Annotated in this window: 26 protein-coding genes; 10 read left to right on the top strand and 16 right to left on the bottom strand. The window is 38.7% G+C overall.

Annotated elements, in window-relative coordinates; genetic code table 11:
• The first annotated feature begins 75 nt into the window (after nucleotides 1-75).
• Nucleotides 76-615 (top strand): hypothetical protein, encoded by a 540-nt coding sequence (locus tag D1868_RS05575; RefSeq protein ID WP_156006359.1) that lies wholly within the window; start codon nucleotides 76-78, stop codon nucleotides 613-615.
• Here the strand turns inward: D1868_RS05575 and D1868_RS05570 are convergent.
• Entirely contained in the window at nucleotides 605-1,198 is a 594-nt protein-coding gene (locus D1868_RS05570; protein WP_156006357.1) for an NADH-quinone oxidoreductase subunit B, read from the bottom strand. The two genes, D1868_RS05575 and D1868_RS05570, sit on opposite strands and share 11 nt — an antisense overlap.
• 258 nt (nucleotides 1,199-1,456) lie before the next feature.
• Here D1868_RS05570 and D1868_RS05565 point away from each other — a divergent pair, with 258 nt between their 5' ends.
• Both D1868_RS05565 and D1868_RS05560 read left to right on the top strand, forming a co-directional pair.
• On the top strand, nucleotides 1,457-2,515 hold the full coding sequence (locus D1868_RS05565) for an L-threonylcarbamoyladenylate synthase (protein WP_156006355.1): 1,059 nt from the start codon (nucleotides 1,457-1,459) through the stop codon (nucleotides 2,513-2,515).
• The gene (locus D1868_RS05560) at nucleotides 2,502-3,188 is read left to right on the top strand and encodes a biotin--[acetyl-CoA-carboxylase] ligase (RefSeq protein WP_156006353.1); all 687 of its coding nucleotides are present in this window, start codon (nucleotides 2,502-2,504) and stop codon (nucleotides 3,186-3,188) included. Before D1868_RS05565 ends, D1868_RS05560 begins: the two co-directional genes overlap by 14 nt.
• 41 nt (nucleotides 3,189-3,229) lie before the next feature.
• Here the strand turns inward: D1868_RS05560 and D1868_RS05555 are convergent, their stop codons facing one another.
• Genes D1868_RS05555 through tldD form a run of 3 tightly spaced genes read right to left on the bottom strand, consistent with a single transcriptional unit; the run spans nucleotide 3,230 to nucleotide 6,285 of the window.
• Nucleotides 3,230-3,658, bottom strand: coding sequence for a universal stress protein (locus D1868_RS05555; RefSeq protein WP_156006351.1), 429 nt, complete (start codon nucleotides 3,656-3,658; stop codon nucleotides 3,230-3,232).
• A 40-nt stretch (nucleotides 3,659-3,698) separates the two neighbouring features.
• Nucleotides 3,699-4,949 (bottom strand): TldD/PmbA family protein, encoded by a 1,251-nt coding sequence (locus D1868_RS05550; RefSeq protein WP_231112479.1) that lies wholly within the window; start codon nucleotides 4,947-4,949, stop codon nucleotides 3,699-3,701.
• Nucleotides 4,933-6,285, bottom strand: coding sequence for a zinc metalloprotease TldD (gene tldD, locus D1868_RS05545; RefSeq protein ID WP_156006347.1), 1,353 nt, complete (start codon nucleotides 6,283-6,285; stop codon nucleotides 4,933-4,935). Before tldD ends, D1868_RS05550 begins: the two co-directional genes overlap by 17 nt.
• A gap of 31 nt (nucleotides 6,286-6,316) precedes the next feature.
• On the opposite strand from tldD, the gene D1868_RS05540 reads away from it, so the two are divergent.
• The 3 genes from D1868_RS05540 to D1868_RS05530 are packed head-to-tail and all read left to right on the top strand — an operon-like array spanning nucleotide 6,317 to nucleotide 8,305.
• The gene (locus D1868_RS05540; protein ID WP_156006345.1) at nucleotides 6,317-6,730 is read left to right on the top strand and encodes a CopG family ribbon-helix-helix protein; all 414 of its coding nucleotides are present in this window, start codon (nucleotides 6,317-6,319) and stop codon (nucleotides 6,728-6,730) included.
• Complete coding sequence (locus D1868_RS05535) at nucleotides 6,711-7,385, top strand: B3/B4 domain-containing protein (RefSeq protein WP_156006343.1); 675 nt, start codon at nucleotides 6,711-6,713, stop codon at nucleotides 7,383-7,385. Before D1868_RS05540 ends, D1868_RS05535 begins: the two co-directional genes overlap by 20 nt.
• The gene (locus D1868_RS05530) at nucleotides 7,382-8,305 is read left to right on the top strand and encodes a homoserine dehydrogenase (RefSeq protein ID WP_156006341.1); all 924 of its coding nucleotides are present in this window, start codon (nucleotides 7,382-7,384) and stop codon (nucleotides 8,303-8,305) included. Before D1868_RS05535 ends, D1868_RS05530 begins: the two co-directional genes overlap by 4 nt.
• A 28-nt stretch (nucleotides 8,306-8,333) precedes the next feature.
• Here the strand turns inward: D1868_RS05530 and cyoE are convergent, their stop codons facing one another.
• The 4 genes from cyoE to amrS all read right to left on the bottom strand — a co-directional run bounded on the left by cyoE (nucleotide 8,334) and on the right by amrS (nucleotide 11,909).
• A complete protein-coding gene (gene cyoE, locus D1868_RS05525) occupies nucleotides 8,334-9,206 on the bottom strand; it encodes a heme o synthase (protein ID WP_156006339.1) in 873 nt (290 codons plus the stop codon).
• A 131-nt stretch (nucleotides 9,207-9,337) separates the two neighbouring features.
• Nucleotides 9,338-9,901 (bottom strand): hypothetical protein, encoded by a 564-nt coding sequence (locus D1868_RS05520; RefSeq protein ID WP_156006337.1) that lies wholly within the window; start codon nucleotides 9,899-9,901, stop codon nucleotides 9,338-9,340.
• Nucleotides 9,902-10,048: 147 nt separating this feature from the next.
• Nucleotides 10,049-10,822, bottom strand: a complete 774-nt coding sequence (locus tag D1868_RS05515) for an enoyl-CoA hydratase/isomerase family protein (protein ID WP_156006335.1) — start codon at nucleotides 10,820-10,822, stop codon at nucleotides 10,049-10,051.
• Between the two features lie 31 nt (nucleotides 10,823-10,853).
• Nucleotides 10,854-11,909, bottom strand: a complete 1,056-nt coding sequence (gene amrS / locus D1868_RS05510) for an AmmeMemoRadiSam system radical SAM enzyme (protein ID WP_156006333.1) — start codon at nucleotides 11,907-11,909, stop codon at nucleotides 10,854-10,856.
• Between the two features lie 55 nt (nucleotides 11,910-11,964).
• Here amrS and D1868_RS05505 point away from each other — a divergent pair, with 55 nt between their 5' ends.
• Nucleotides 11,965-12,429 carry a DUF309 domain-containing protein gene (locus D1868_RS05505; protein WP_231112478.1) on the top strand — a complete coding sequence of 155 codons (465 nt, stop codon included), beginning with the start codon at nucleotides 11,965-11,967 and terminating at the stop codon, nucleotides 12,427-12,429.
• On the opposite strand, the gene D1868_RS05500 is transcribed toward D1868_RS05505, so the two are convergent.
• Both D1868_RS05500 and D1868_RS05495 read right to left on the bottom strand, forming a co-directional pair.
• Entirely contained in the window at nucleotides 12,358-12,846 is a 489-nt protein-coding gene (locus D1868_RS05500; protein ID WP_156006331.1) for an adenosine-specific kinase, read from the bottom strand. The genes D1868_RS05505 and D1868_RS05500 overlap by 72 nt on opposite strands.
• An 89-nt stretch (nucleotides 12,847-12,935) precedes the next feature.
• Nucleotides 12,936-13,331: a hypothetical protein gene (locus tag D1868_RS05495; protein ID WP_156006329.1), complete on the bottom strand. Its 396-nt coding sequence runs from the start codon at nucleotides 13,329-13,331 to the stop codon at nucleotides 12,936-12,938.
• A gap of 50 nt (nucleotides 13,332-13,381) precedes the next feature.
• Here D1868_RS05495 and D1868_RS05490 point away from each other — a divergent pair, with 50 nt between their 5' ends.
• Entirely contained in the window at nucleotides 13,382-13,936 is a 555-nt protein-coding gene (locus D1868_RS05490) for a VIT1/CCC1 transporter family protein (protein WP_156006327.1), read from the top strand.
• On the opposite strand, the gene D1868_RS05485 is transcribed toward D1868_RS05490, so the two are convergent.
• On the bottom strand, nucleotides 13,917-14,111 hold the full coding sequence (locus tag D1868_RS05485) for a hypothetical protein (protein ID WP_156006325.1): 195 nt from the start codon (nucleotides 14,109-14,111) through the stop codon (nucleotides 13,917-13,919). The genes D1868_RS05490 and D1868_RS05485 overlap by 20 nt on opposite strands.
• 34 nt (nucleotides 14,112-14,145) lie before the next feature.
• Here D1868_RS05485 and D1868_RS05480 point away from each other — a divergent pair, with 34 nt between their 5' ends.
• Complete coding sequence (locus D1868_RS05480; protein WP_156006323.1) at nucleotides 14,146-14,709, top strand: cupin domain-containing protein; 564 nt, start codon at nucleotides 14,146-14,148, stop codon at nucleotides 14,707-14,709.
• 27 nt (nucleotides 14,710-14,736) lie between these two features.
• Here D1868_RS05480 and D1868_RS05475 read toward each other — a convergent pair whose 3' ends face one another.
• A complete protein-coding gene (locus tag D1868_RS05475) occupies nucleotides 14,737-15,693 on the bottom strand; it encodes a 3-hydroxyacyl-CoA dehydrogenase family protein (RefSeq protein WP_196770283.1) in 957 nt (318 codons plus the stop codon).
• A 98-nt stretch (nucleotides 15,694-15,791) separates the two neighbouring features.
• Here D1868_RS05475 and D1868_RS05470 point away from each other — a divergent pair, with 98 nt between their 5' ends.
• The gene (locus tag D1868_RS05470) at nucleotides 15,792-16,382 is read left to right on the top strand and encodes a translin family protein (RefSeq protein ID WP_156006319.1); all 591 of its coding nucleotides are present in this window, start codon (nucleotides 15,792-15,794) and stop codon (nucleotides 16,380-16,382) included.
• Here D1868_RS05470 and lysX read toward each other — a convergent pair.
• The 4 genes from lysX to argH are packed head-to-tail and all read right to left on the bottom strand — an operon-like array spanning nucleotide 16,370 to nucleotide 22,802.
• Nucleotides 16,370-17,218 (bottom strand): lysine biosynthesis protein LysX, encoded by an 849-nt coding sequence (lysX, locus tag D1868_RS05465; RefSeq protein ID WP_156006317.1) that lies wholly within the window; start codon nucleotides 17,216-17,218, stop codon nucleotides 16,370-16,372. The genes D1868_RS05470 and lysX overlap by 13 nt on opposite strands.
• A complete protein-coding gene (carB, locus tag D1868_RS05460; protein ID WP_156006315.1) occupies nucleotides 17,215-20,370 on the bottom strand; it encodes a carbamoyl-phosphate synthase (glutamine-hydrolyzing) large subunit in 3,156 nt (1,051 codons plus the stop codon). The genes lysX and carB overlap by 4 nt, the downstream gene beginning before the upstream one ends.
• Nucleotides 20,363-21,481, bottom strand: coding sequence for a glutamine-hydrolyzing carbamoyl-phosphate synthase small subunit (gene carA / locus D1868_RS05455; RefSeq protein WP_156006313.1), 1,119 nt, complete (start codon nucleotides 21,479-21,481; stop codon nucleotides 20,363-20,365). The genes carB and carA overlap by 8 nt, the downstream gene beginning before the upstream one ends.
• The gene (gene argH, locus D1868_RS05450) at nucleotides 21,465-22,802 is read right to left on the bottom strand and encodes an argininosuccinate lyase (protein ID WP_156006311.1); all 1,338 of its coding nucleotides are present in this window, start codon (nucleotides 22,800-22,802) and stop codon (nucleotides 21,465-21,467) included. Before argH ends, carA begins: the two co-directional genes overlap by 17 nt.

The following is a 22,802-nucleotide window of genomic DNA, read 5'->3' as shown; positions in this document are numbered from 1 at the left end:
TGTTCATTTAATTTTTAAATCAATTAAAGTCTGTATAAATGAAAAAGTGAAAAGGTAGGAATCCGATGTAATCTTATGAAACTTCAAAACATTGAAATTTCCTCAATATTATCACCAGAAGCAAGATACGTTACCGTTACTTCAAAATTTCTGCCAAATTTAGCTGACGAAGTGCCCGTTTTCACGTCATATAATGGAGAGAAAGTAAAGTTAAGAGAACTAATAATACTCTCAGAAAAGATGAGGAATAAGATCATCACCGGTTATAAATACGATCTAGAAGTTAAGGAAGGTGACGGAGGATTAACGTCTCTATATGACGTTGACCAAACAATCCTCACTATGAAAGCTAAAAAATATAATGAGTTTATGACTACGGCTTTAATTTTTATAGGTCTGAAAAAAGGGAGCCCCGAAAAAGCTCTAATCTTGCACGACGTTCCTGTTTTAGCCAAAAATAAGAATGACTTAATTGATCAAATAAAAGGGTATCTAAGAACTTTTCACGGAATCGAAATTGATCACATTCCAGCTAAGTTTAAGGTAGATCACAAACATCTAGTTAAGGCAAAACTAACTGACGTTGACTATGCGTTTAGCCTATTCAACTTATAACGGCTTTCTCTTCTTTTTTAGTACTCTTCTCTTTCTTAGTCTCGTAGCTTTCCATAGGTTTTATTTTATCTTCACCATTTTTACTCTTATCTCCCATAATCCTCTTTTGCAATTGAATTATAGCTCTAGCTAGGGCTTCTGGCCTTGTTGGACAACCTGGAGTGTAAATATCTACCGGAATTCCAATTTCTGAAGGTAATACCGTATTATAAGAGTTCCAGAATATTCCACCTTCTAACGAACATGCTCCCATAGCAATTACAAACTTAGGTTCGGGCATCTGGTCATAAACGATCTTAGCAGCCCTAGCCATTTTTCTAGTCAATGTCCCCTCTATAACTAACAAGTTTGTCTGCCTCGCTGATGAGAAAGGTAAAACTCCAAATCTCTCTGAGTCAAATCTTCCAGCCGCAAATGCACCGAATTCGGTTCCACAACAACTGGTAGTAAAGTGTGGTGGCCATAAGGAGAAAGCTAATCCCCAATCTCTTAATTCTTTGATAGGCCTTCTGTTTATTAACCATTGAATAGCCTTCTTTGCAGCTTCCTGAACATTTCCAGTAAGTAATAATTGGTCTGACATCAAACCATATTTCTCGCCATCTCTTAAAAACCTTTAGTTAATACTTCCTTCATAAATATATATATGGCAATATTTTTGTTATATGAAAATTTCTTTGAAATTTAAACATTGTAGGGCTTTTTAAGCCCTTCTTCATCAATCCGAGATCACCTCATCAATCACCGTTCAGGACAATCAGCATAGAGCGCCCCAGCCATCAATCGCTTCTCGTTGGTTCCTCATCACCACTTTTTTATTCACAATGTCAGTTTAAAATGTATGACTTTGATCCTTAAAATTGATCCCTTAAATCCTGAGATCGACAAAATTAGACAAGCAGCTGAAGTCATAAAGAAAGGAGGTACCGTAGCATTCCCTACAGAGACAGTCTACGGTTTAGGAGCGAACACATTCGACGGCAATGCTTGCCTTAAGATCTTTCAAGCTAAGAATAGACCAGTAGATAATCCCCTAATAGTCCACATATCAGATATTGAACAACTATACGAAGTAGCCTTAGAGATCCCGGATAAAGTACTAGAGCTAGCACAAACTGTTTGGCCAGGACCCTTAACATTTATACTGAAGAAGACTGAGAAAGTACCTAAAGAGGTAACAGCTAACTTAGATACCGTAGCGGTTAGAATGCCAGCTCATCCCATAGCACTACAGTTAATTAGAGAGAGCGGAGTCCCTATTGCGGCTCCAAGTGCGAATTTAGCCACAAAACCGAGTCCCACAAAGGCTGAGGACGTCATAGCTGATATGAATGGGAGGGTTGACGTAATAATAGATGGTGGTCATACTTTCTTCGGTGTGGAGTCAACTATTATTAACGTCACGGTTAATCCACCAGTGCTCCTGAGACCGGGTCCCTTCACAGTTGAAGAACTGAAAAAGTTCTTCCCAGATTTAATAGTTCCAGAATTTGCTGAGGGTAAGAGAGAAGCAGAAATAGCTCTAGCCCCCGGCATGAAATACAAACATTACGCACCTTCAACCAAGTTAATAGTTGTAGAGAACAGAGAGATCCTTGACCAAGTAATTAAACTGGTTAGCCAGAAATACAAGGTAGGGTTACTTCTGAGTAAGGAGTTAGCTGGAAAATATAAGGATTATCCAACTCTAGTACTAGGTAGTGATGGAAACTTGTACGAGGTAGCTAGGAATTTGTTTGACTCGCTTAGGGAATTAGATAAGCTGAATGTAGACATAGGAGTAATGGTTGGTTTTCCCGAAAAAGGAATAGGTTTTGCTATTATGAACAGAGCTAGGAAAGCCTCAGCTTTTTCAATTGTGAAAAAAATAGAGGACGTGTATAAATATGTTAGTCTTTAAGTTCCCCAGCGTGACTTCAACACAAGACCTAAGTGAAGCAATTTATACCATGATCAATGCAGACAAATTTGTAGTAGTCGCTGAGGAACAGACTAAGGCAAGAGGTAGGTACAAAAGAGAATGGTATTCTCCAAAAGGGGGACTATGGTTCACTTATGTAATAAAGGGTTTTAACCCAGAGAAGATACCATTTACAACTCTCACAGTGTCTTTAGCTATTAGAGAGGTTGTAGGAAAGTACGTAGATGCCTATATAAGATGGCCTAACGACATAGTAACCCGTAACGGTAAGGTAGGGGGAATATTAGTTGAAGGAATAGTTGAAGGAAGTGAAGCTACAGTCTTCATAGGGGCGGGGATAGATACTAACGTGGATTCCTTTCCTCAAGGAGTTAAGGCCACGTCTATAAAACTAGAAACTGGTAAGTTGATAAATAACGATGAACTACTAAAGGACGTGATAGACAGAATCGACTACCATCTGTTCCTTGAAGACGATAAGGTCATCGAAGGGATCAACAAATACTTGTCAATTAAGAATAGGACTGTTAAACTGCTGGGAAAAGGTTGGGAAAAACAATGCAAAGCTCTATTCGTTGACTTTATGGGAAGACTGGTAACTGAATGTGGTATCTTCGAAGTAGAGGAAGTATTAAGAGTAGAAGAATTATGACAAGTAAAAAGACTTGTAGAAAAATTAAATCAGTCTTTCCATTACTTTACTACAAGTACCGGTACTTTAGCATCTTCAACTATTTTTGTTGAAACACTACCCAATATTATCCTCTTGAAAGTCGACAATCCTCTACTACCCGTAACTATTAGATCACTTCCGTTCTTAGCTGCATATTCAAGGATCGCTGTTGCTGGATCTCCTTCTAATACTACAGCATCGACCTCTTTTACACCGTGTTGCTGGGCTTTGGACTTAGCGTTCTCCACATCAGTTTTAGCCTTGTTATACACTTGTTGAATTACTTCTCCAGGGATCGGAGCTAATCCCATTCCCAACAATGCTGCTGTGTCTACGACCTCAACCACGTCTAATTTTGCATTGTATTTACTTGCCAGGTCGATGGCTACATCTAATGCTCTAATCGCGTGGTCTGAACCATCATACGCTACGAGAATCTTTTTAAACATACTTGATCACTTTCTATTTCTTAGAATTCATTTAAAAAACTCACGCTATATTAATACCAGATATTTTTAGTGAACGTGTATAGACATTCCCTTTTAAATCCTTCACTCCAATACCTCCAATTATCCCTTTCAACATTTCTTTTAATGTCCCAGTTATTACAACTTCCCTTACGGCAACACCATCATACCACGCTACTGAACCTACTACCGAAAACTCTCCAGTGTCGAAATTACTAGTATGAACTCCTTGTACTTGATCCACGACTATTACGTCATCCTCTGCATTAGCAGCAACATTAATATCAAGGATAGAAGACGAGATTACCGGTGGTGAGGAATAGGACCTCGAGGAAGAGTGTGTGTTTTCTTTACCAGCCTTCCTTGACCAATAAGTATTTGACAGGAATGTGGTAACTTTTCCTTTGTCTATAATACAAACCTTTTTAGAAGGTAGACCTTCACCGTCAAATGACCTACTATAAGGAGCCCATTCAATTAGTGGATTATCGTAAATATCAAGCTTATCGCCAAGTAGCTCGCCCTCCTTCAACGTGCTTTTACCCCTATAGGCATTTTCGAGAGATACCGCATAAGACAAAAGAGGAGACAAAAACGATGCGACAGCCTTGGGTGTGAATATAGCCTCCTTAAATTTCCTGTCGAGAACCACTCTTCTATTATATATTTCGTTCTTTTTAGCTACTTCATCTTTTATTTTCTCTACGTTTAATTTTGACAAGTCCCTTACCGTGACTCCCTCATAAAACTCCGGCGTTATGAAAGCGTCCCTCTTAAAGTTAAAAACGAGAGACACACTGCCGAGGCTTCTCTCCTCAGTAACGTCTATTCCTTCAGTATTAACGACTTTTATCTGTGACACGGTGAAGTCATAATACTCCCCGATAACGTTTGCAAAGCTCCTCACTTCGCCTAAAGCCTCAGCGTACTCTTTGGCTTTTTCTTTAGCCTCGTCAAGTTCGAAGTAGTTCAGTCTGATCTTTTCGACTTTTTCGGGAGATGGTAGAACGTTAAACTTGTCCTCTTTAGACACTTTTGCACTTTCTATAGCTAGGTCTAACACCTTATCATCAAGAGCAGTAGAGTATGCAAAGCCCGTTTTGCCGTCTTTGCAGACCCTTACGCCGTAACCGTAATCGGTGAGGTTGAAAGAATAGAACTGTTCCCCTCTTTTAATTTGCAAACTTTTCGCTTTTACTGAGAAAACTTCAGCCTGATATCCCAGGCTTTTAGCCCTCTGAACTATAGAGTACTCGTCAACCAACAAGACCACCCACCTTCATGCTCTTAACCTTTACGTAAGCACCCCCTGTTCCTACGGGCACTGATTGACCTTCCTTTCCACAGAAACCTGAGGAAAAATCTAATTGCTTCGAGACTGCTGTTATGTTCCTAAGTGTTTCTAATGTATAACCGGAAATTCCAGCCATCTTTATGGGTTTTGTTACCTCACCATTTTGTATTATATAACCTTCCTGAATTCCGAACTGGAAAGTGCCGTCAGGGCTTGTTTGACCACCTCGAGGAGAAACGAGTAAGATTCCGTATTTTATCTCCCTTACCATTTCTTCGTATGAGTGCTCCCCAGGGGCTAAAAAAGTATTCCTCATCCTAACTATAACGGAATTTCTAAAGTCCTCAGCCCTAGCATTGCCCGTGGGTTTTTGACCTAGATAGGCCGAATAAAATCTGTCTGTTAAATATTCGTTTACCACTCCGTTTTTCACTATGTATACGTCCCTTCCTTCTACGCCTTCATCGTCATAAGGTACAACACCAATCGCCGAATTGTAATATTGTAGGGGGGAATCGACAATATTCACAAAATCCGGGGCTATTGGTTTGCCCCTTAAGGGATGAAGAATACCATTTATGGCTAAATCGGCTTCAGCTAAGTGACCTACAGCCTCATGAGCAAATACTCCTACTACTTCTGGAGCTAAGATCACTTCATAATTATCTGCTTTAACGCTCTCACCAATGAACTGATTCTGAATCCTTCTTCTTATTGTCTCCAATATGTGTTCTTCTCCCAATACTTCCAAAGGATAACCATTATAAGTATATTTAGAATAAGCAGACGAGACAACGTTATCTCCCTCCCTACCTGTAACCACTATAGAGAGACCAGAAAGTGTATAATCTACCGTAATATCCCTATCGTCCGTACTTAAATACTCCCTGTGAACCTCTCCCTCGTAATACCTTATAGACACACTCTTAATCCTGTTGTCAAGCCTTAGTATTTGTTCTCTTAGTTTCTTTAAGTCATTCATCTTCTCTTCAATGCTTTTGTTAACTTGCAACCTGGGTTTGATTTCGACCTTATCGTGTTTAGGATGTAAATATACTATATTTACTGTTTCATTGCCTATTGCACTTTCTATCGCACCCTTTACGTTCTCTTTTGTGATTTCCTCAGACGAGGAATAGTACCCCCAATTTCCTTTGTATAAAACTCTTAACGAATAACCGTCGTCTACCCCATTTGTGGAAACTATCTCTCTATCTTCAGTTACAAGGAGGGATAATTCCTTAGTCCTTATCCTCCTTAAGTCGGCAAAACTCGCCCCCAGTTGCTGAGCATAGTCTAGTAATGAATAGTTCATACTTTTAATCACACAAAAAGAGTATAAATTAATGAATGTGGAAAAGATCAGCGTATCTATACCTAAGGAATTGTACGAAAGGCTCGAGAAGTACATGCAAAGTAACGGGATCAGTGACCGAAGCAAAATACTACAAGCTGCTTTGAGGGATTTCTTGGATGAAAACGAGAAAGACCAGACCTATGTTATAGGGATAGTTAACCTAGTTTATGACTACGCAAGTACAGACAAGGTAACGGTAATACAACACGAATATGAGGACAAGATAATCTCTGTATTACACATCCATAAAGGGGAAAAATGTGTGGAAGCCATAGCTGTAAAGGGGATGAAATCAGAGTTAGTAGATTTAGTTAGTAAATTAACAGCTGTGAAAGGCGTTAGTAAAGTAAAATTAATAGTCTCAGAGGTTCAAGATAATTTCCATGTCCAAGATAAGCATTAGCGATGAAGCAAAGAGGTTAGGAATATTTATAGCTTATACTGAAGTGTCGGGTGTTATTGTGAGGGAGACCGATAACGGACTCGAAGATGAGATGAAAAAGATAGAAGAGAAATACAAAGGGATAGATATTGATTCCCTGAAGGACGACCCAGTAGTTAGGGCTTATAGGGACTTTTATTGGAAAATCAAAATAGACCCTACAAAGACAAGACCTAGCGGGGAAGCACTGAGAAGGAGAATAGCCAGAAACGGAAAACTCCCGAGGATAAATAACGTGGTGGACATCGGAAATTTAGTGAGCGCGGACACTTTGGTTCCTATAGGTTTATACGACACAGCTCGTTTCAAATATCCAATAGTACTCAGACTGAGTAAAGGGAATGAAGAGTTTCTTGGTATCGGGAAGAAAGAGTCAGAAAAACTCGATGAGGGGATACCTATCCTAGTCGACGATGAAGGAAAGGTAATGCACATTTACCCACATAGGGACTCCCAATTAACAAACGTCATTAACACTACTGAGAATGTTCTAATAGTTGGTGCTGGTGTTATGGGTGTTCCTGAGGAATTAGTAAGAAGGGCAACCACAAGAGTCGCAGAATTATTAGTTAAATATGCTAGTGGTAAATGGAATGGAGAGGTGACAATATTATGAAAATACTGATATTAGGATACGGGAATGTAGGAAAGTCTTTTGTAAAACTAGTCCTCGAGAAAAAGGAAAGTGTGCCAGAACTAAAAGACGTGGAAATCGGTGGTATTGTAAACAGAAGGGGGATTATGTTAGGTTATAGAGACGAGTTCGAGGTGAGCTTAAAAGGTGACGTCTTTACAGCCTACGAGAAAGTTAAACCTGACGTCATTATTGATATGATGTCTGCAAATTACAAGGACGGAAATCCTTCCCTCACGTTATACAAGACCGCTCTAAAGGACGGGGTAAGTGTAATCACTACCAACAAGGCTCCGCTAGCGTTAGCCTACAGAGAAGTCATGAGCTTAGTGGGAAAGGGTAGACTAGGCTTTCAAGGGACTGTTATGAGCGGAACACCCTCAATTAACCTTTTAAGGATCCTACCAGGTGTTGAGGTCAAAAGAATCAGAGGTATCCTAAATGGGACAACTAATTTCATACTGACTAATATGTATAAGGGACAATCATTTGAGGAAGCTCTAAAAGAGGCACAGAGGTTAGGGTATGCAGAAGAAGACCCTACTCTAGACATAAACGGGTTTGACGCTGCTGCTAAGCTGACGATCTTGGCGAATTTTGCAATGAAGAAAAACGTGAGCATAAGGGACATAAAGTTTGAAGGGATACAGAATGTAAAAGAAGCAATAAAAGGAAATAGAAAAGTTAAACTGATCGCATATGCTGACAATAGTAAAATAGAAGTGTCTCCAACAGAGTTAACGCCAGAAGACCCCTTATACCATGTCGACGGTGTAGAAAACGCATTGGAAATTATGACAGATATACAAACTATTGTAATTAGAGGACCTGGTGCAGGACCAATAAACGCGGCTTATGGCGCTTTCTCTGACCTAATTTTATTAAAGAGAGGATTTATTTAGTCTAAATAGCTTTTCTCAACTATTCATCTTAAACTAACCTTAGAATAATAGCTATGATTAGAATGATAGCTAGGTAAGGAGATGAGAACTTAAATGATCTCCACGCCTCATCTTTATTGGGGTTCTTAATTAGCCTGAAGTTATAATAAAGAAGAATCATTGACAATATTGAGACTAATATGCCGTAAATTACACCTAAATACAATGTTAGAGAGAGGGCGAACGGAATCATTAGGATGTTTGAAACTGCTATAGCCTTTGCCGAGGTCCTCTCATCTACCAAAACTGGTAACATAGGTATTTCGGCTTTAACATAGTCATCCTTAAACCTTAGTGCCAATGACCAGAAGTGCCCTGGCGTCCACATGAACACTAAAAGTCCTAGCAATAAAGACTCAAAATTGAACACACCTGATGAAGCTGCATAACCCGCCCAAGCCGCCGCACTCCCAGCTAAACCGCCTATAACTATATTCCACCAAGTTCTGGGTTTTAACCAAATGGAATATACTAAGACATACACTAAAAAACCAAAAGCAATAAAGAATGAGGTAAGTAAATTATCTAATAAACCAACTACTGTACCGATAATTGCAGCCACTATCCCAACAGTGTAAGCTTCACCTTTACTTACCTCTCCCTTAACAGTTGGTCTCCATGAGTTTCTCTTCATTAATTTATCTTTCTCTATTTCAAGACCACCGTTTATTATCATACCTCCTCCTGCAGCTAAGCTTCCTCCTATCAGCACTGGAAGCAGATGAATCCACGAGAATATGTTCACGCTCTTTCCCAAGCCAAGTACGAAACCTGCTAGAGCTGCGATATCTAGTAAGCTTATAACTCTCGGTTTAGCGAGTTTAATGTAATCATTTAATTTCCTCGAAAAAGCAATTGACATCTTAAGATGTATTCAGTAACTGACATTAAAAAATTTATTACAAATAATAGCTAACATTTTAAATCTATAAAATTTTAAAATAATGAGATAAACAATACCTACATAAGGAAATAGAAAATTTAAGTTCAAGACTAATAGCTCATTACTACTTTCAGGTCAGCATCTTTGTCCTTGTAAATCTTTATTTCCACACTTATATCCCCGCACCTTTTCCTCAGTATAATATAACCTTCTCCTTCCCTAACCGTAACCCTAAGATTCCCGCAATTATTCAAAGCCTTTAGCTTGAACAAGTATGGGGGCTTAATTCGCTTTAAAGCCTTGGTATAAACGTAGTCAAAGAGTTCAGTAGGACTTTCGAAGTTAAGAGCCTTTAAAGGTACTTTGAATATTATTTCTATATAGTACTCATTAACATTAACCGATAGAGCCTCAAACCTTCGAGTATTCAAATATGCGATTAAGATAGGAGCGACACTAACTATGGCTAATGCCTCGATAAGAAAACTCTTAAAGTAATAATAAGTGAGTAGAAAACTGGAAAGTAGAGACAACCCAACGGTGAAGGGTATATATCTTAAAGTTTCAAAGAAGTCTTTAAGATATTCTGAAATAGAGAAGGAAGCAACACTACTACCTACATATGGAATAACGCCTAAAAAAGCATAATAAATCGGTTTTTTGTCTTTTTCCATAAGTAATATTGAGAAAAAAAGACCTTAAAAGCCTTATTCAAATAACCTTTAATAAGGGTAGAATAGAAAAGTTCACTAAAAATCAGGCAAACTAATAGTAAATTACGCTTCTGAATTTTGAACTCATGAAAAAATTGAAAGAGAAACTTAAGAACCTTTAAAATTTGGTTTCCTCTTTTCGAAGAATGCATTTACTCCCTCTTTAGCATCTTCAGTGCTGAAGACCACACCCCATCCTAAACTCTCCATATTAAGCCCTGCAAGAATAGGTATATCTAGACCTTGATTGACTAGCAATTTTATTAACTTTAAAGCTACGGGAGGTTTCTCAGCAAGTTTTATGGCGAAGTTTCTTGTTTCCTTCTCGAGCTCTGTTAGAGGCACAACTTTATTAACTAATCCTAACCTTTCCGCCTCTCTTGCTGGTATTCTATCACCAGTCATCATCATCTCCATAGCTTTTCCTTTCCCTATCAGCCTAATTAACCTCTGAGTACCACCGAAACCCGGATATATTCCTAAAGTGATCTCTGGTAATCCCACTTGAGCTTCCTCAGCAGCTATCCTTATATCGCAAGCCATCGCTAGCTCTAGACCTCCACCTAGTGCATATCCGTTTATCATCGCAATCGTGGGTTTTGGAAGATTTTCTATATAGTCCATAAGTTCTCTGCCTTTTTTAGCAAACTCCCATGCCGTAAGCCCGTTTAAAGTCTTGAACTGAGAAATGTCTGCACCTGCAGAAAAAGCCTTTCCTTGACCAGTTATAATTATTACCCTAATCTGATCATCTGCGACTAACTCGTCTACTGCTTGCCTTAAATCTTTCATGAGTTGTTCGTTTATAGCGTTTAATTTATCTGGTCTGTTAAGATATATCCAACCCAGTGGAGGCTCCTTTTTTAATTGAACAGTCTCCATCATAATCTAAATAGAGATGAACATAAAAAAGTTAGATAAACACTGGCTCAAACCTGTCCTCAAAAGCATGCTTAGATAACTTCCCTTTGATGGGTAGTTTATATCCGCAATATTGGCATCTCATATCCTCAGTCAAATGCCACTCTAATATTCTGAAACCATCACGCCTGATAACCATCTTACCACAGTTTGGACAATAGGTGTTTTCGTATGGATGGCCAGGTACGTTACCGATATACACAAAACGGAAACCTAAGTCCTTAGCTAAACGATAATGTTTTTCCAGCGTCTCTACTGGAGTCCAAGGTAAGTAGTCTAACTTATAATCGGGATGAAACCTTAGGAAGTGTATCGGGATATCAGGACCAGCTATGTCCATTATTTTCGAAAGGAGGTTTTTCGCGGCATTTAGATCATCTCCGATTTTAGGGATAACCAGATCAGTTATCTCCACATGAATACCGTAGGCCAATAGACTCCTGATAGTCTCAATAATCGGTTCTGGACCCGAAGCACTGGTGTATCTTTTCATAAACTTTTCTTCACCGTTCCCCTTAAAGTCTATTGTAACAGCATCTAGAAAATCTCTTACATAATCGACCAATTCGTCACTCCAGTATCCGTTACTTACCATGGTGTTGAAAAGACCGAATTTTCTTGCTATGACTCCAGTATCGTGTGCGAATTCTGCAAATATTGCAGGTTCATTGTATGTATACGTAATCCCCTCTGCTTCATAAGCCCTCGCCATATCAACCAGTTCTTCTGGTGATAACTCAACGCCCTCTGCTCTCCTCCTTTGGCTTATATCGAAGTTCTGGCAATACATACACATCCAGTTACAGCCGAATGTGGAAAACGAGAATACTTTAGAACCAGGGTAAAAGTGAACTAGAGGCTTCTTCTCAATGGGGTCAACATGGGCTGCTGCTACTTTACCGTAAACATCCAAATAGAGTTTTCCATTCCTAACACTTCTCACCCCGCAAAAGCCTACTTGACCTTCGCCGATAAGGCACCTCCTAGCACAAGCCAGACATCTTACTTTGTTACCTTCAGTCTTATATAGCACTGCTTCTTTACTCATTAAGTATTATATCGTGAACGAGACTTTTAAATACTTACAATCTATCATCAAGAACGTGAAGAGGAGAATATACTATTATGATAAAGATAGGATTTCTCTTACAGTAGAGGACTTAAAGAGCAAACTGAGGTCATACGGTGTGGAAGTAATAGATGTTAGGACTTGTAAATACGTTGAGGTAGATTTCGCTTATAGCGAAGAAAGTGAGAAGACGATTAAAAGCATTTTAGGGGAACAATTATTTACAGACTGTAGCACTTGCTCGTTTGAGGAACTCTTCTTCGATTTTAGATTTTGGGAGTCCCACGAAGTATTGGAAAAGAAGTGGAAGGAAGAAAAAGATACCCAAAAAAAGAAGTACATACAAGCTTTAATCCTAATTTCAGCTTCTCTTATAAAGTACTGTAAAGGGCAAGTAAATGTTTCAGATCAACTTCTTTCTAAAGCGTTATCTCTTATATCCGAACTTCCTGAGGAGTTCCTTCCTCTCCTTTATCTCAGCATCGCCTTCGATACCTAGCGGCGTATAACCGTCTACAACACCTATTACTCCTCTTCCTTGGTCTGTCTCAGCGACTAAAACTTGCAGGGGATTAGCTGTAGCCGCAAATATCCTAACTACTTCTTCAACATTTTTAATCCTATTTAATACGTTTATTGGGTATCCGTTCTTTATGTATATTACGAAGGTATGTCCTGCACCTATTTTCATAGCAGTTTCTTGAGCTTTCTTAATTAAGTCCTCATCGTTTCCGTCCCATCTTATTAACCTTTTGCCGCTAGCCTCACAGAACGCTATACCAAATTTCAGAGTTGGACTGGATGAGGCTAGAGTCTCGTATAAATCCTCCACGGTCTTAATGAAATGAGATTGTCCTATGATTACGTTAGTACCTTCGGGGATATCTACCCTCACAACATCAATTTTTACACTCATCATGATTTGTAAACACTAGAGAAAAATAAAATCTACCTATTATTCAGACGAGGACCACTACATCACTGTTCAGACGTACTCCACGCTCATCATGTCTTCAAGTAGGCATAATCTAACACAACTTCAGTATTACCGTTAACTTGTACGTCTCTGTCTATGTGGAAAACTGTGAACAATATAGTATAATTCCCGGGCTTTACGTAAAAGACAGCAATTCCACTGCTGTTAGTCAAGGTTTGATTTAGGTACTTCCCGTTATAATATAGCCATATATTAGCTGAGCCTAAAGGCTTCGAACCCCCTCCTAAAGGACCATAATTAACTAAAATTTTGACTACTAGTTTATAATCCCCATTAGGTAATGCATTTCCACCTAGATTATTAACATAAATAACTGTTTTATAGGAACTATTAGTAACATAAACACCTACGGCAGTTAATATTATCACTATTAACGCTAGCACGAGGTATATATTATGATTCATCGCTAATGATTGTTTAAAACCTAATATATAAGTTCGTTCATCAATAATGTGTGCTTGATAAGCTGTTAGAAGCTTTCAAAGTATCTTTAAGAAATGATAAACAATTAATAAGACGTTATCTCATACTTGGAGCGTTTGACGGAATTCTGGTAGCTGTAAGCGTTTTAATAACCTCAGTCATTGCAGGAGAAAACATTGAAAAGATTACACCTATAGTTTTATCAGGGATCACGGGGGTCACTATTTCCTCTATGTGGAATACCATGGTAGTGGAGATAAAGGAAAAGAGAGAAGAACTAAGACAGCTAGAGCTTCAAATGATGAGAAAATTAAAGGGAACGATCTATGACTATTCTTTCAAATTGTCTATAATACTCACAACTCTCTCCCATTCCTTATCTCCGTTCCTAGGACTGATCAGCCTCTTGATTTATCAAGCTACAAGAAGCGTTACCCTAACGATCATCTTTTCCGCTATTACTTTATCGGGGTTGGGAATAGTTTATGAAGGAGACATAAAGGAAAAAATAGGCACTGCGATAATGATGTTTATTGCGGGAATTATAGCCTCTTTGCTTTCACTCCTTATATCCACCAACCCGTGATACTCCAACAACCAAACTTACTATATAACTCGATGCAACTCTTCTTGTCTCCCTTTTTACATTTCTCGCCCAACGGCATGTAATCATTCACCGTATCATCGTCACATACAATATTACCGCAGATTTCTACGCATTTTCTCAGTTCTATCTTAATATAACAATCACTCACTTTCATACTACTTTTTAAACTTTTTAAGCAATATGAACATATGTCTAAAGTTCTTCGAAGACTCGATAAACAAGGAGAAATAGTAGAAAGGAGAGAACAAATTAAAGAAATAATTAAAGAGATTGAAGACGGAACTGAAGACCTGAAAATAGTAGCCTTTATGGAGTACACAACACCACCAGAAACCGTAAAGCCAAAAGTAATAAAGTTTCAACAAGTAATAAAACTACTTAAACTCTTAGCTGAAGATAACCCAATAGAGAAAGGAGTAGCTAAGATAATGCTCTATTCACCATCTACTGGCAGATCTAGAGGATTAACACCAACAATGATGCCAGGTTTCCAGTATATAAAGGCTGGGATGCAGACTAAACCTCATTCACACAACATGGCTTCCATATACCTAGTCGTTAGAGGGAAGGGATATAGCGTGGTAGGAGGAAAGAAGTTAGAGTGGGAAGAAGGAGATGTGTTCGTAGTTCCAGCTAACATGGTGCACTATCACGTAAACACTTCTAAGGACGAAGATGCAATCTTATTCGACGTAACAGACTCGGGCTTGTTAGAGAACTTAGGTATTCTAGAATTTAGAGAGGAAGAATAAAATGAGAAATCTTTTTAACTTATTTTTTTACACTTTTCCTCTTAGTAGCTTAATTAGAGATATTAACTTCTCATCTCTCCATTTAGAGAGTTCTTGGAAGGTTTTGCCCTTAAGGAACTCATACTCCTTCATTTGCTGAACAGACTTAATAACTCCCGTATACGGGAACTTATCGTACTTTGCCAGTGTGTGCATCCATTCGTTAGCACCATATCCGAAACCTCTACTGAAGAAGTACTCTAATCCTCCTTCTCCTCCTCCTAAATGATAAGTTAAGAAAGGCCCCATGAATGCCCACCTTAAACCAATTGCAGCTGTCATTACTTTATCAATATCCTCCACTGTAGCGATACCCTCATCAACGAGGTAAACCGCTTCCCTAAATAGAGCGAACGCAAGCCTGTTACCTATAAAGCCTGGAACCTCTTTTTTCAGCACCACCACTACTCTTTCTAATTTGTTCTCCATAAAGTCTTTAGATGCATCTAAAACTTCTTTAGAGGTTTTCTCACCTGGGACTATTTCTACCAATGGTAATAAGTGCGGAGGGTTCCAGGGGTGAATTATAACACCTCTTTCAGGGTATTTCGGCATTGCTTTCTGAATTTCGGTCATTAATAAACCCGAAGTGCTACTCCCGAGTATTACATCCTTATCTAGCCTTTCGTCTAATTCCCTGAATAGTTTTTTCTTAACGTCATAGTCCTCAATAACTGCCTCTAACACTAGATCTGTATCTTTTATTGCCTCGTCAAAGCTTATAGTTGGATGGATAAATTTCATGTAATAATCTGGCTCTTTGTCGACTAGCTTGTTGTCGTATAATACGTTTAAGTAACCTTTGATTTTTACAAGACCCTTATCTAATGTCTCTTTCTTCTCTGTGTAGAAATAGTTTTCATATCCCTTTAGTGCTAAAAGGGTGCTCCAACCTGCACCTATTACACCCGCACCAATCACAGAGACTTTACGTATTTGTCTCATACCTTTTAAAAAGTTTAGAGAGTATAAGTATTTTTTGTCCGAGAACTTTACAACCATACGGTTGCTTTTATTTATGCTATGAGTAATTGACTAATGCAATGGACTTAGTAAACCAAATTAAGGATTACGTAGAAAAGATAACCCCCAAGCTACAAGAGAGGTTCGATAGTAGGGAAAAGCTTCTTCTACTTTCAAGAGAAGTAATAAGATATGCAGGAGAGACAATATCGTTATCTCATAAAATGAAAAAGGAGGAAGCGACTAAGAGATACGAAATGACACTACAAAAGTTAAAGGAGCTAAAGGAAGTAGTATATAACTACCCTGAACTACTTTATGGGGATGTAGGAACTGCTTTCCAAGAAGTAGCTGAAGCTAGCGTAGTTTACTCCATTTATTTCGACCAGAGAGTACCTACGGGAGAGGAGCTCGGTATTCCAGATATATACTACATCCTCGGAATAGCTGATGCTATAGGGGAACTGAGAAGAAGAGTTTTAGAATTGCTAAGGAAAAGAGAGGTTGAAAAAGCTGAGCAAACTTACACTATAATGGAGGAGCTATACGAAATACTTTGGGAGCTTGAATATCCTAAAGCTCTTGTTCCTAATCTAAGGCAGAAAATAGACTCCCTTAGAAGACTTTTAGAGGAGACTAATCATGATTTATTTCTAGCTCACTTAGAATAGGTTTCTTTTATGTAGTCCACTAATTTTTCAGCTACATTAATGTTAGTTGCCACCATAAACCCTTTAAATTCTGGTACGTCGTTTAACTCGTTTACTACGTATCCCTTTGTTGGATGTTCTAGAATATCTATAGACACAAACTCTCCTCCTACTACCCCAACTGCCTTTAATACAGTTTCTTCCAATTTACTATCCACGTCGATTTTAGAAGGATAACCGCCTAAGGCTATATTTGCCCTCCATTCATTGGGAGGTATGTTTCTGGCATAACAACCTAATAAGGTTTTGCCCATCACTATACATCTTATATCTCTCCCTTTGTATTGTATATACTCTTGAACAATGTGAACCTTTAATGCCGAATTACCCATAAGTTCTCTATGTTCTACAATAGTCTTTCCCTCGAAGTTATCTCTTACTAGAGAAACAAGTCTTCCCCAGCTACCTATTGGAGGTTTGTCTATTAGAGGGAAACCTTTTTGCTCATAAGCTTTCAGAGCAGCATCTGGAGACATTGCAATTATGGAGTCTGGTATAGGTATTCCATGTTTGTATAACCTTGAGTATGTTAATATCTTGTCTCCACAGATATTGATGGCATCAACGGAATTTATTGTATGCACACCAGCTGCTTCTAATACCGCAGATGCATATAACGCTCTGTACATACTAACAGGCCTTATTATTGCAACATCATATCTTCCTAATCCCTTATTGAATGGTATAGGTTCTTGGCCTACGTTTATTATATCGTAGGGAACTTGTTTTTCATCTAGTGCTTTTGCTATTAACTTCTCTTCTTGTCTTATTATATCCACTATTAACGCCGCTCTCATATCCCAGCACCATACTCCTTTACTTCATTAAATGTTAACTTATCTTGTATAGAAAAAGACCTAGTTACCTCATTCCCTAATCTACCGTTTAAAATTAAAGGTATATTATAATCGACGGCAATACGCCTCACCTCATAATCTAACTTCTTAAGATATCCATCAGTTACCACAATATCAACTTTTCTATCCTTAATGAGGGAAATTGCTTCCTTAACATCGACACTTTCGATACCTTCTATCTCAGCTCCTTGTATCGTATAAGTAGTTAAACCAAACTCACTTAGATTCTTGGCTGAAAGTGCTAAATACTCCTTGTTAGTCCTTCCATAAACCAGTGCAACTGAACCTCTTGAAGGAATTCTGTTAGGAGCTACGGCTAACCAACTCTTAAGCAATGCATCATAAAAATCTACGCCTAAAGCCGCTGCCTCTCCAGTACTCTTCATTTCGGGCCCTAAATATGGATATGCACCTTTCAATTGTGCCCATGAGAACTGAGCAGACTTTACTCCCCATACTTTGGGCTTTAGTTCCTTAAATCCATCGAAATCAAATCCCTTCAGAATACCCTCTAGGGCTAACGATATTATATTATTTCCTACTACCTTACTACTGAAGGGCATCGACCTACTAGCTCTTAGGTTAAGTTCAATAATATAGGGTTCTCCGTCTTTTACTACAAATTGTACATTAAACGGACCCTTAATCTCCAACTCTCTCATAATGTCATAAACACTGTTCTTCATTTTTTCAACTGTAACTTCACTTAACTTCCTATACGGTATAGACATAGTCGCATCTCCGCTGTGGACTCCTGCCTCTTCTACATGTTCCATTACTATTCCGTAAACGGCCTTGCCATCAGATGCACCATCTATCTCTGCTTCTATAGCGTTTTCTATGTACTTTGATACAACTACTGGATGTTCTGAGGATAGCTCTGTAGCCTTCCTTAAATAAACCATTAACTCGTCATCATCATAAACTATCTTCATTGCCGAACCACTGAGTACGTAGCTAGGTCTTACTAAGACTGGGTAGCCAACACGAGATACGAATTGTTTTACTTCCCCGAGTGATTTAGCAGAAACCCATTCAGGTTGTTTAATGCCGAGCTTATCTAAGAGCTTAGAGAACTTTTCCCTATCTTCTGCATTATCAACACTTTTTCCGGAAGTTCCCAATAATCTAATACCTTCATCTTCTAGCTTTTTAGAGATACTGTTACCTATCTGTCCACCCGTAAAAGTAGCTACATATGTAAACCTCTCTTTCTTTACAATATCTAATACCCTCTCTACGTTAATCTCGTCAAAGTACAATTTCCTAGTTATATCCCAGTCAGTGGATACTGTTTCAGGATTATAGTTAAGAATTGATACCTCATCAAAGTAATCCTTTGCCGCGTCAAGGAGCGAAACCACGCTCCAGTCAAATTCCACTGATACACCTATTCTAAAGCCACCTGCACCTATGATCAGGAGCTTTGAACCAGTCTCGGAAAACTCTATATCATCTTCTGTCCCGTTATAAGTTAAGTAAAGATAGTTAGTAACTGCAGGCCATTCACCTGCCAAAGTATCTATTTGTTTGACTTTCGGTTCAATTCCTAGTTTCTGTCTCACAGCTCTGATTTCCCTTTCGCTTATGTTCAAAGCCTTTGCTAACTGGTAATCGCTAAATCCGAGCTTCTTAGCCTTTAGTAACGTGTTTTTGTCGAGCTGTTTAGTCTTCTTCAACTCCTCATAGAACTCCACTACATTCTTAATCTTATTGAGAAAGAATTTCCCTATTCCAGTAGCTTCGTATACTTCATCTATAGTAGCCCCCTCTTTAAAAGCCTTCGCTGCATATAAGAACCAGTATGGTCTTCTATTCTTTAAGTTCTCTAAAGCTTCAGTCTTCTTCATTCTTGACTCATAAATTTTACCGCCCACAAGACCCGGTTCACCTATATCTAACATTCTTATGGCCTTCTGTAAAGTTTCCTCAAACGACCTCCCTATGCTCATTACTTCTCCTACACTTTTCATCTCTGACGCCAGAGATTGTTCCACATTCTCAAACTTATCCAAATCCCATCTGGGTATCTTTATTACTAGGTAATCCAAACTGGGCTCAAAACAAGCACAAGTAGACCCGGATACTTTGTTAAGAACCTCGTATAAGTCGTATCCCAATGCTAATTTAGCTGAGACATAAGCTAACGGGTATCCGGTAGCTTTACTTGCTAAGGCACTCGACCTTGACATTCTTGGATTTGTTTCAATTACATAATAATTGTAACCTTTAGGATCAAGGGCGAACTGTACGTTACACTCTCCTACTAGATCTATTGACTTAGCTACGTCTATTGCCATGCTCCTCATATCTTGAAACTCTTTGTTGTCTAACGTCTGACAAGGGGCAATTACCATAGACTCTCCAGTATGAATACCCATTGGATCAAGGTTCTCTATACAAGCAATTACGGCTGAGTTACCGTGTTTATCCCTCATGACCTCGTATTCTAGCTCTATCCAGTGGTGGAGGTATTTCTCGATTAAGACTTCGTGAATGTAACTTTGACTTAACGCTCTACCTATATCTCTCTTTAAATCCTCTTCATTCCATGCTACTGTTGAACCTCTACCTCCTAAATTGAAGCTAACTCTTACCATTACTGGATAACCTATTTGTCTAGCCTTTTCAAGTGCCTCTTCTTCACTTCTAGCTGAAAAACTTGGAGGAACCGGTAGCCCTACTTTTATCATTGTTTCCCTGAACTTTTCTCTGCTCAGAGCCCTCTCTATTCCTTCAATGGGAGTTCCAAGTACTTTAACACCGTATTTATGAAGAACTCCTTTCCTATAGAGGTCTACGCCAACGTTGAGAGCAGTCTGCCCTCCAAAGCCTATCAATATACCGTCAGGCCTTTCCTTCTCAATTACCTTTTCTACAGCCCACCACGTCACCGGTAACAAGTAAAGCTTGTCTGCAAACTTATAGCTCGTTTGGACTGTTGCCACGTTGGAATTTACTAGGATTGTAGTTATTCCTTCCTCTTTCAATGCCTTTAACGCCTGACTACCCGAGTAGTCAAACTCTGCCGCTTCCGCTATTTTAATAGGACCTGAACCTACTACCAGAACTTTCTTTAGTGACTCATGCATTTTTAACCACCATCTTCTTGAATTTATCAAATACCCACGTTACATCCCAAGGTCCTGGCCTAGCTTCGGGGTGGAATTGGGTAGTGATTATGGGTAATTTCTCGTGAATCCAACCTTCAACTGTGCCGTCATCTGGGTTATAGAACCAGAGTTTTGTATTGGGAGGTAAGTCCTCTTTTGACAAGATTCCATATCCGTGATTGTGGGTTGTAATATAACATCTATTTGACGTAGTATCAATAACAGGCTTGTTCACTGCCCTATGACCGAACTTCATTTTCTTAACTTTTCCGCCTAGGGCTATAGTGGCTATCTGATGACCAAGACATATACCTAATATAGGAAGTTTATATTCTGTTACTTCTTTAAAATTTTGGGCTAGGTCTTTAAGTAAATTCGGATTACCTGGCCCATTCCCGAACACTATTCCCTTAGGGTCAAAGTCCATTATTTTATTAATGGAATAATTACAAGGAACTCTTACAATGGTAAACCCTCTCTGATATAGTTGGTACAATATGCCATGTTTTATGCCGCAATCAACTACCACTATAGTATCTTCCGAATTCCCTTGGTGTATAATAGGGGCTTTAGGTGAAGTATATTGTGTGAAGTCTATTTCATCGTACTTTTTCTCAAGGTACTTTTTAACGTTGACATCATCAAAGTCAATCCCAGAAGCTAATACCCCCATCATTACACCAAACGTCCTCACTTTTTTCACTAAAGCTCTAGTATCAACATCTTGTAATCCTGGTACTCCTTCTTTTTTTAGCCACGAATCTAAGGTCATAGCTGAGTTCCATTTGAAAGGTTCCGTATGCTCCGCAACTACCACTCCTTCTACCTGAATTACCTCAGACTCAAAATTAGTCAAAATACCATTTACGGTTCGTATCTCTGGAATTCCGTAATTTCCTATTAACGGATGGGTAAAGACTAGGATTTGCCCTCTGTAGGAAGGATCTGTGAGACTGTCTGGATAACCATTCATAGCTGTAGTGAAAACTATTTCTCCAGCTCTGATTCCCTTAGCACCGAATCCCTTCCCTTTAATTAATGTTCCATCCTCTAGGTATAGAAAACCTATTTCTTCATTGTAAAATGTCATCCTCTATCACCTTTAATTCCGAAATTTTATCTATAAATTGTGATTTATATTCTCTAAAATTTTTCCATTTTAGCTCTATGTTCTCTTTTTTCAACTCTATCTCTGTTTTTATTAATTCTGGATTCGGAGAACCTATTACAGCCTTTTTTTCTATAGAACTTTTAAATGAAATTTCGGACTTAAAAGTGCCCGCTCTAATCTTGTTAGCAACCTCCATATAAGCTTTTCTGTAAGGTATTCCAGTAAGAGCTAAGTCCTCCGCTACATCTGTCGCCGTAATACTTTTATCGTCAAATCTCCCTGTAACTTCCATTTTTTCTAAGACGTCTTTAATGACGTAGATACTCGGAATCACGTGCTTTACGCACTCCCAATAGTGTCTGTTAAGTTCTTGTAAGTCCAAATTGTATCCTGAAGGCAAGGCTTTATATATTGTAACAAGTGAGGATAGATGTCCGAAACATTCCCCAGCCTTAGTCCTCAGAATTTCCATGGTTACTGCGTTCCTCTTCTGGGGCATTAGGCTACTGGTGCTCACATGAGAATCTGGTAATTTTATTATTCCAACAAAGGAGGAGGAGAGTAATATTAAGTCCTCTGCGATTCTGCTAAATATCAACATTAAAAGAGTCAAAGACGAGATTGTAGAGATTAAATCAAGCCTCGAGGCGGTAGCTGAGATAGTGTTATAAACTAGACCTTCAAAACCTAGCATTTCAGCCTCTCTTTTTCTATTGAGTTTCACATTAGTACCAACTATTGCACCACTTCCTAAGGGACTTCTGTTAACAAGTCTTAACGAGGTAAAAAGTTGATCCCAAACAGAGTCCAACTCCTCATCTACGTAAAGCAAATAGTGGGCCAGAGAAGTGGGTTGAGCCGGTTGAAAGTGGGTGTAAACTGGGATAATTACCTCAGTAGTTTTCTCAGCTCTTTCTAAAATAGAGATACGAAGTGAGTACAACACCTCAAAAACGTTCACCAAGTAGTCCCTCATTTTAAGCCTTAATGCCGTGGATACGTGATCGTTTCTGCTTCTTCCTAAGCCAACCCAACCCCCTTCCTCACCTACTAATTTAATTATATAGTCTTCCATTGCTTCGTGAATATCCTCATAATTTCCAGTGTACTCCCTAAAGGAGTTTATTGCTTGAAGGATTTTCTTTGCCGTGTCCTTTTTAATATATCCAGAAAGGTAAAGCTCAATTACATGAGCCTTCATTACCGTCTTTACTTCTTCTATTATCTCTCTGTCACTCTCGTTAGAGGAGGTATAAGAAGCAACGAAGTCCTTATCCGTCCCCCACTTTCTATATAACAC

Source organism: Stygiolobus azoricus, from assembly GCF_009729035.1.
In the GTDB taxonomy this organism is placed as follows: domain Archaea; phylum Thermoproteota; class Thermoprotei_A; order Sulfolobales; family Sulfolobaceae; genus Stygiolobus; species Stygiolobus azoricus.
The sequence above is the reverse complement of the archived record's forward strand: the minus strand, read 5'-3'. Positions and strand labels throughout refer to the sequence as shown.

What these genes read in the sequence shown, in the direction of transcription:
- cyoE (WP_156006339.1), bottom strand. Translation starts at nt 9,206, where the DNA reads ATGTCAATTGCTTTTTCGAGGAAATTAAATGATTACATTAAACTCGCT.
- D1868_RS05560 (WP_156006353.1), top strand. Translation starts at nt 2,502, where the DNA reads ATGTTAGTCTTTAAGTTCCCCAGCGTGACTTCAACACAAGACCTAAGT.
- D1868_RS05530 (WP_156006341.1), top strand. Translation starts at nt 7,382, where the DNA reads ATGAAAATACTGATATTAGGATACGGGAATGTAGGAAAGTCTTTTGTA.
- D1868_RS05515 (WP_156006335.1), bottom strand. Translation starts at nt 10,822, where the DNA reads ATGGAGACTGTTCAATTAAAAAAGGAGCCTCCACTGGGTTGGATATAT.
- amrS (WP_156006333.1), bottom strand. Translation starts at nt 11,909, where the DNA reads ATGAGTAAAGAAGCAGTGCTATATAAGACTGAAGGTAACAAAGTAAGA.
- D1868_RS05470 (WP_156006319.1), top strand. Translation starts at nt 15,792, where the DNA reads ATGGACTTAGTAAACCAAATTAAGGATTACGTAGAAAAGATAACCCCC.
- D1868_RS05485 (WP_156006325.1), bottom strand. Translation starts at nt 14,111, where the DNA reads ATGAAAGTGAGTGATTGTTATATTAAGATAGAACTGAGAAAATGCGTA.
- D1868_RS05555 (WP_156006351.1), bottom strand. Translation starts at nt 3,658, where the DNA reads ATGTTTAAAAAGATTCTCGTAGCGTATGATGGTTCAGACCACGCGATT.
- D1868_RS05480 (WP_156006323.1), top strand. Translation starts at nt 14,146, where the DNA reads ATGTCTAAAGTTCTTCGAAGACTCGATAAACAAGGAGAAATAGTAGAA.
- D1868_RS05570 (WP_156006357.1), bottom strand. Translation starts at nt 1,198, where the DNA reads ATGTCAGACCAATTATTACTTACTGGAAATGTTCAGGAAGCTGCAAAG.
- D1868_RS05495 (WP_156006329.1), bottom strand. Translation starts at nt 13,331, where the DNA reads ATGAATCATAATATATACCTCGTGCTAGCGTTAATAGTGATAATATTA.
- D1868_RS05475 (WP_196770283.1), bottom strand. Translation starts at nt 15,693, where the DNA reads ATGAGACAAATACGTAAAGTCTCTGTGATTGGTGCGGGTGTAATAGGT.
- D1868_RS05535 (WP_156006343.1), top strand. Translation starts at nt 6,711, where the DNA reads ATGTCCAAGATAAGCATTAGCGATGAAGCAAAGAGGTTAGGAATATTT.
- D1868_RS05575 (WP_156006359.1), top strand. Translation starts at nt 76, where the DNA reads ATGAAACTTCAAAACATTGAAATTTCCTCAATATTATCACCAGAAGCA.
- carB (WP_156006315.1), bottom strand. Translation starts at nt 20,370, where the DNA reads ATGCATGAGTCACTAAAGAAAGTTCTGGTAGTAGGTTCAGGTCCTATT.
- lysX (WP_156006317.1), bottom strand. Translation starts at nt 17,218, where the DNA reads ATGAGAGCGGCGTTAATAGTGGATATAATAAGACAAGAAGAGAAGTTA.
- D1868_RS05565 (WP_156006355.1), top strand. Translation starts at nt 1,457, where the DNA reads ATGACTTTGATCCTTAAAATTGATCCCTTAAATCCTGAGATCGACAAA.
- tldD (WP_156006347.1), bottom strand. Translation starts at nt 6,285, where the DNA reads ATGAACTATTCATTACTAGACTATGCTCAGCAACTGGGGGCGAGTTTT.
- D1868_RS05500 (WP_156006331.1), bottom strand. Translation starts at nt 12,846, where the DNA reads ATGAGTGTAAAAATTGATGTTGTGAGGGTAGATATCCCCGAAGGTACT.
- D1868_RS05540 (WP_156006345.1), top strand. Translation starts at nt 6,317, where the DNA reads ATGAATGTGGAAAAGATCAGCGTATCTATACCTAAGGAATTGTACGAA.
- carA (WP_156006313.1), bottom strand. Translation starts at nt 21,481, where the DNA reads ATGACATTTTACAATGAAGAAATAGGTTTTCTATACCTAGAGGATGGA.
- D1868_RS05520 (WP_156006337.1), bottom strand. Translation starts at nt 9,901, where the DNA reads ATGGAAAAAGACAAAAAACCGATTTATTATGCTTTTTTAGGCGTTATT.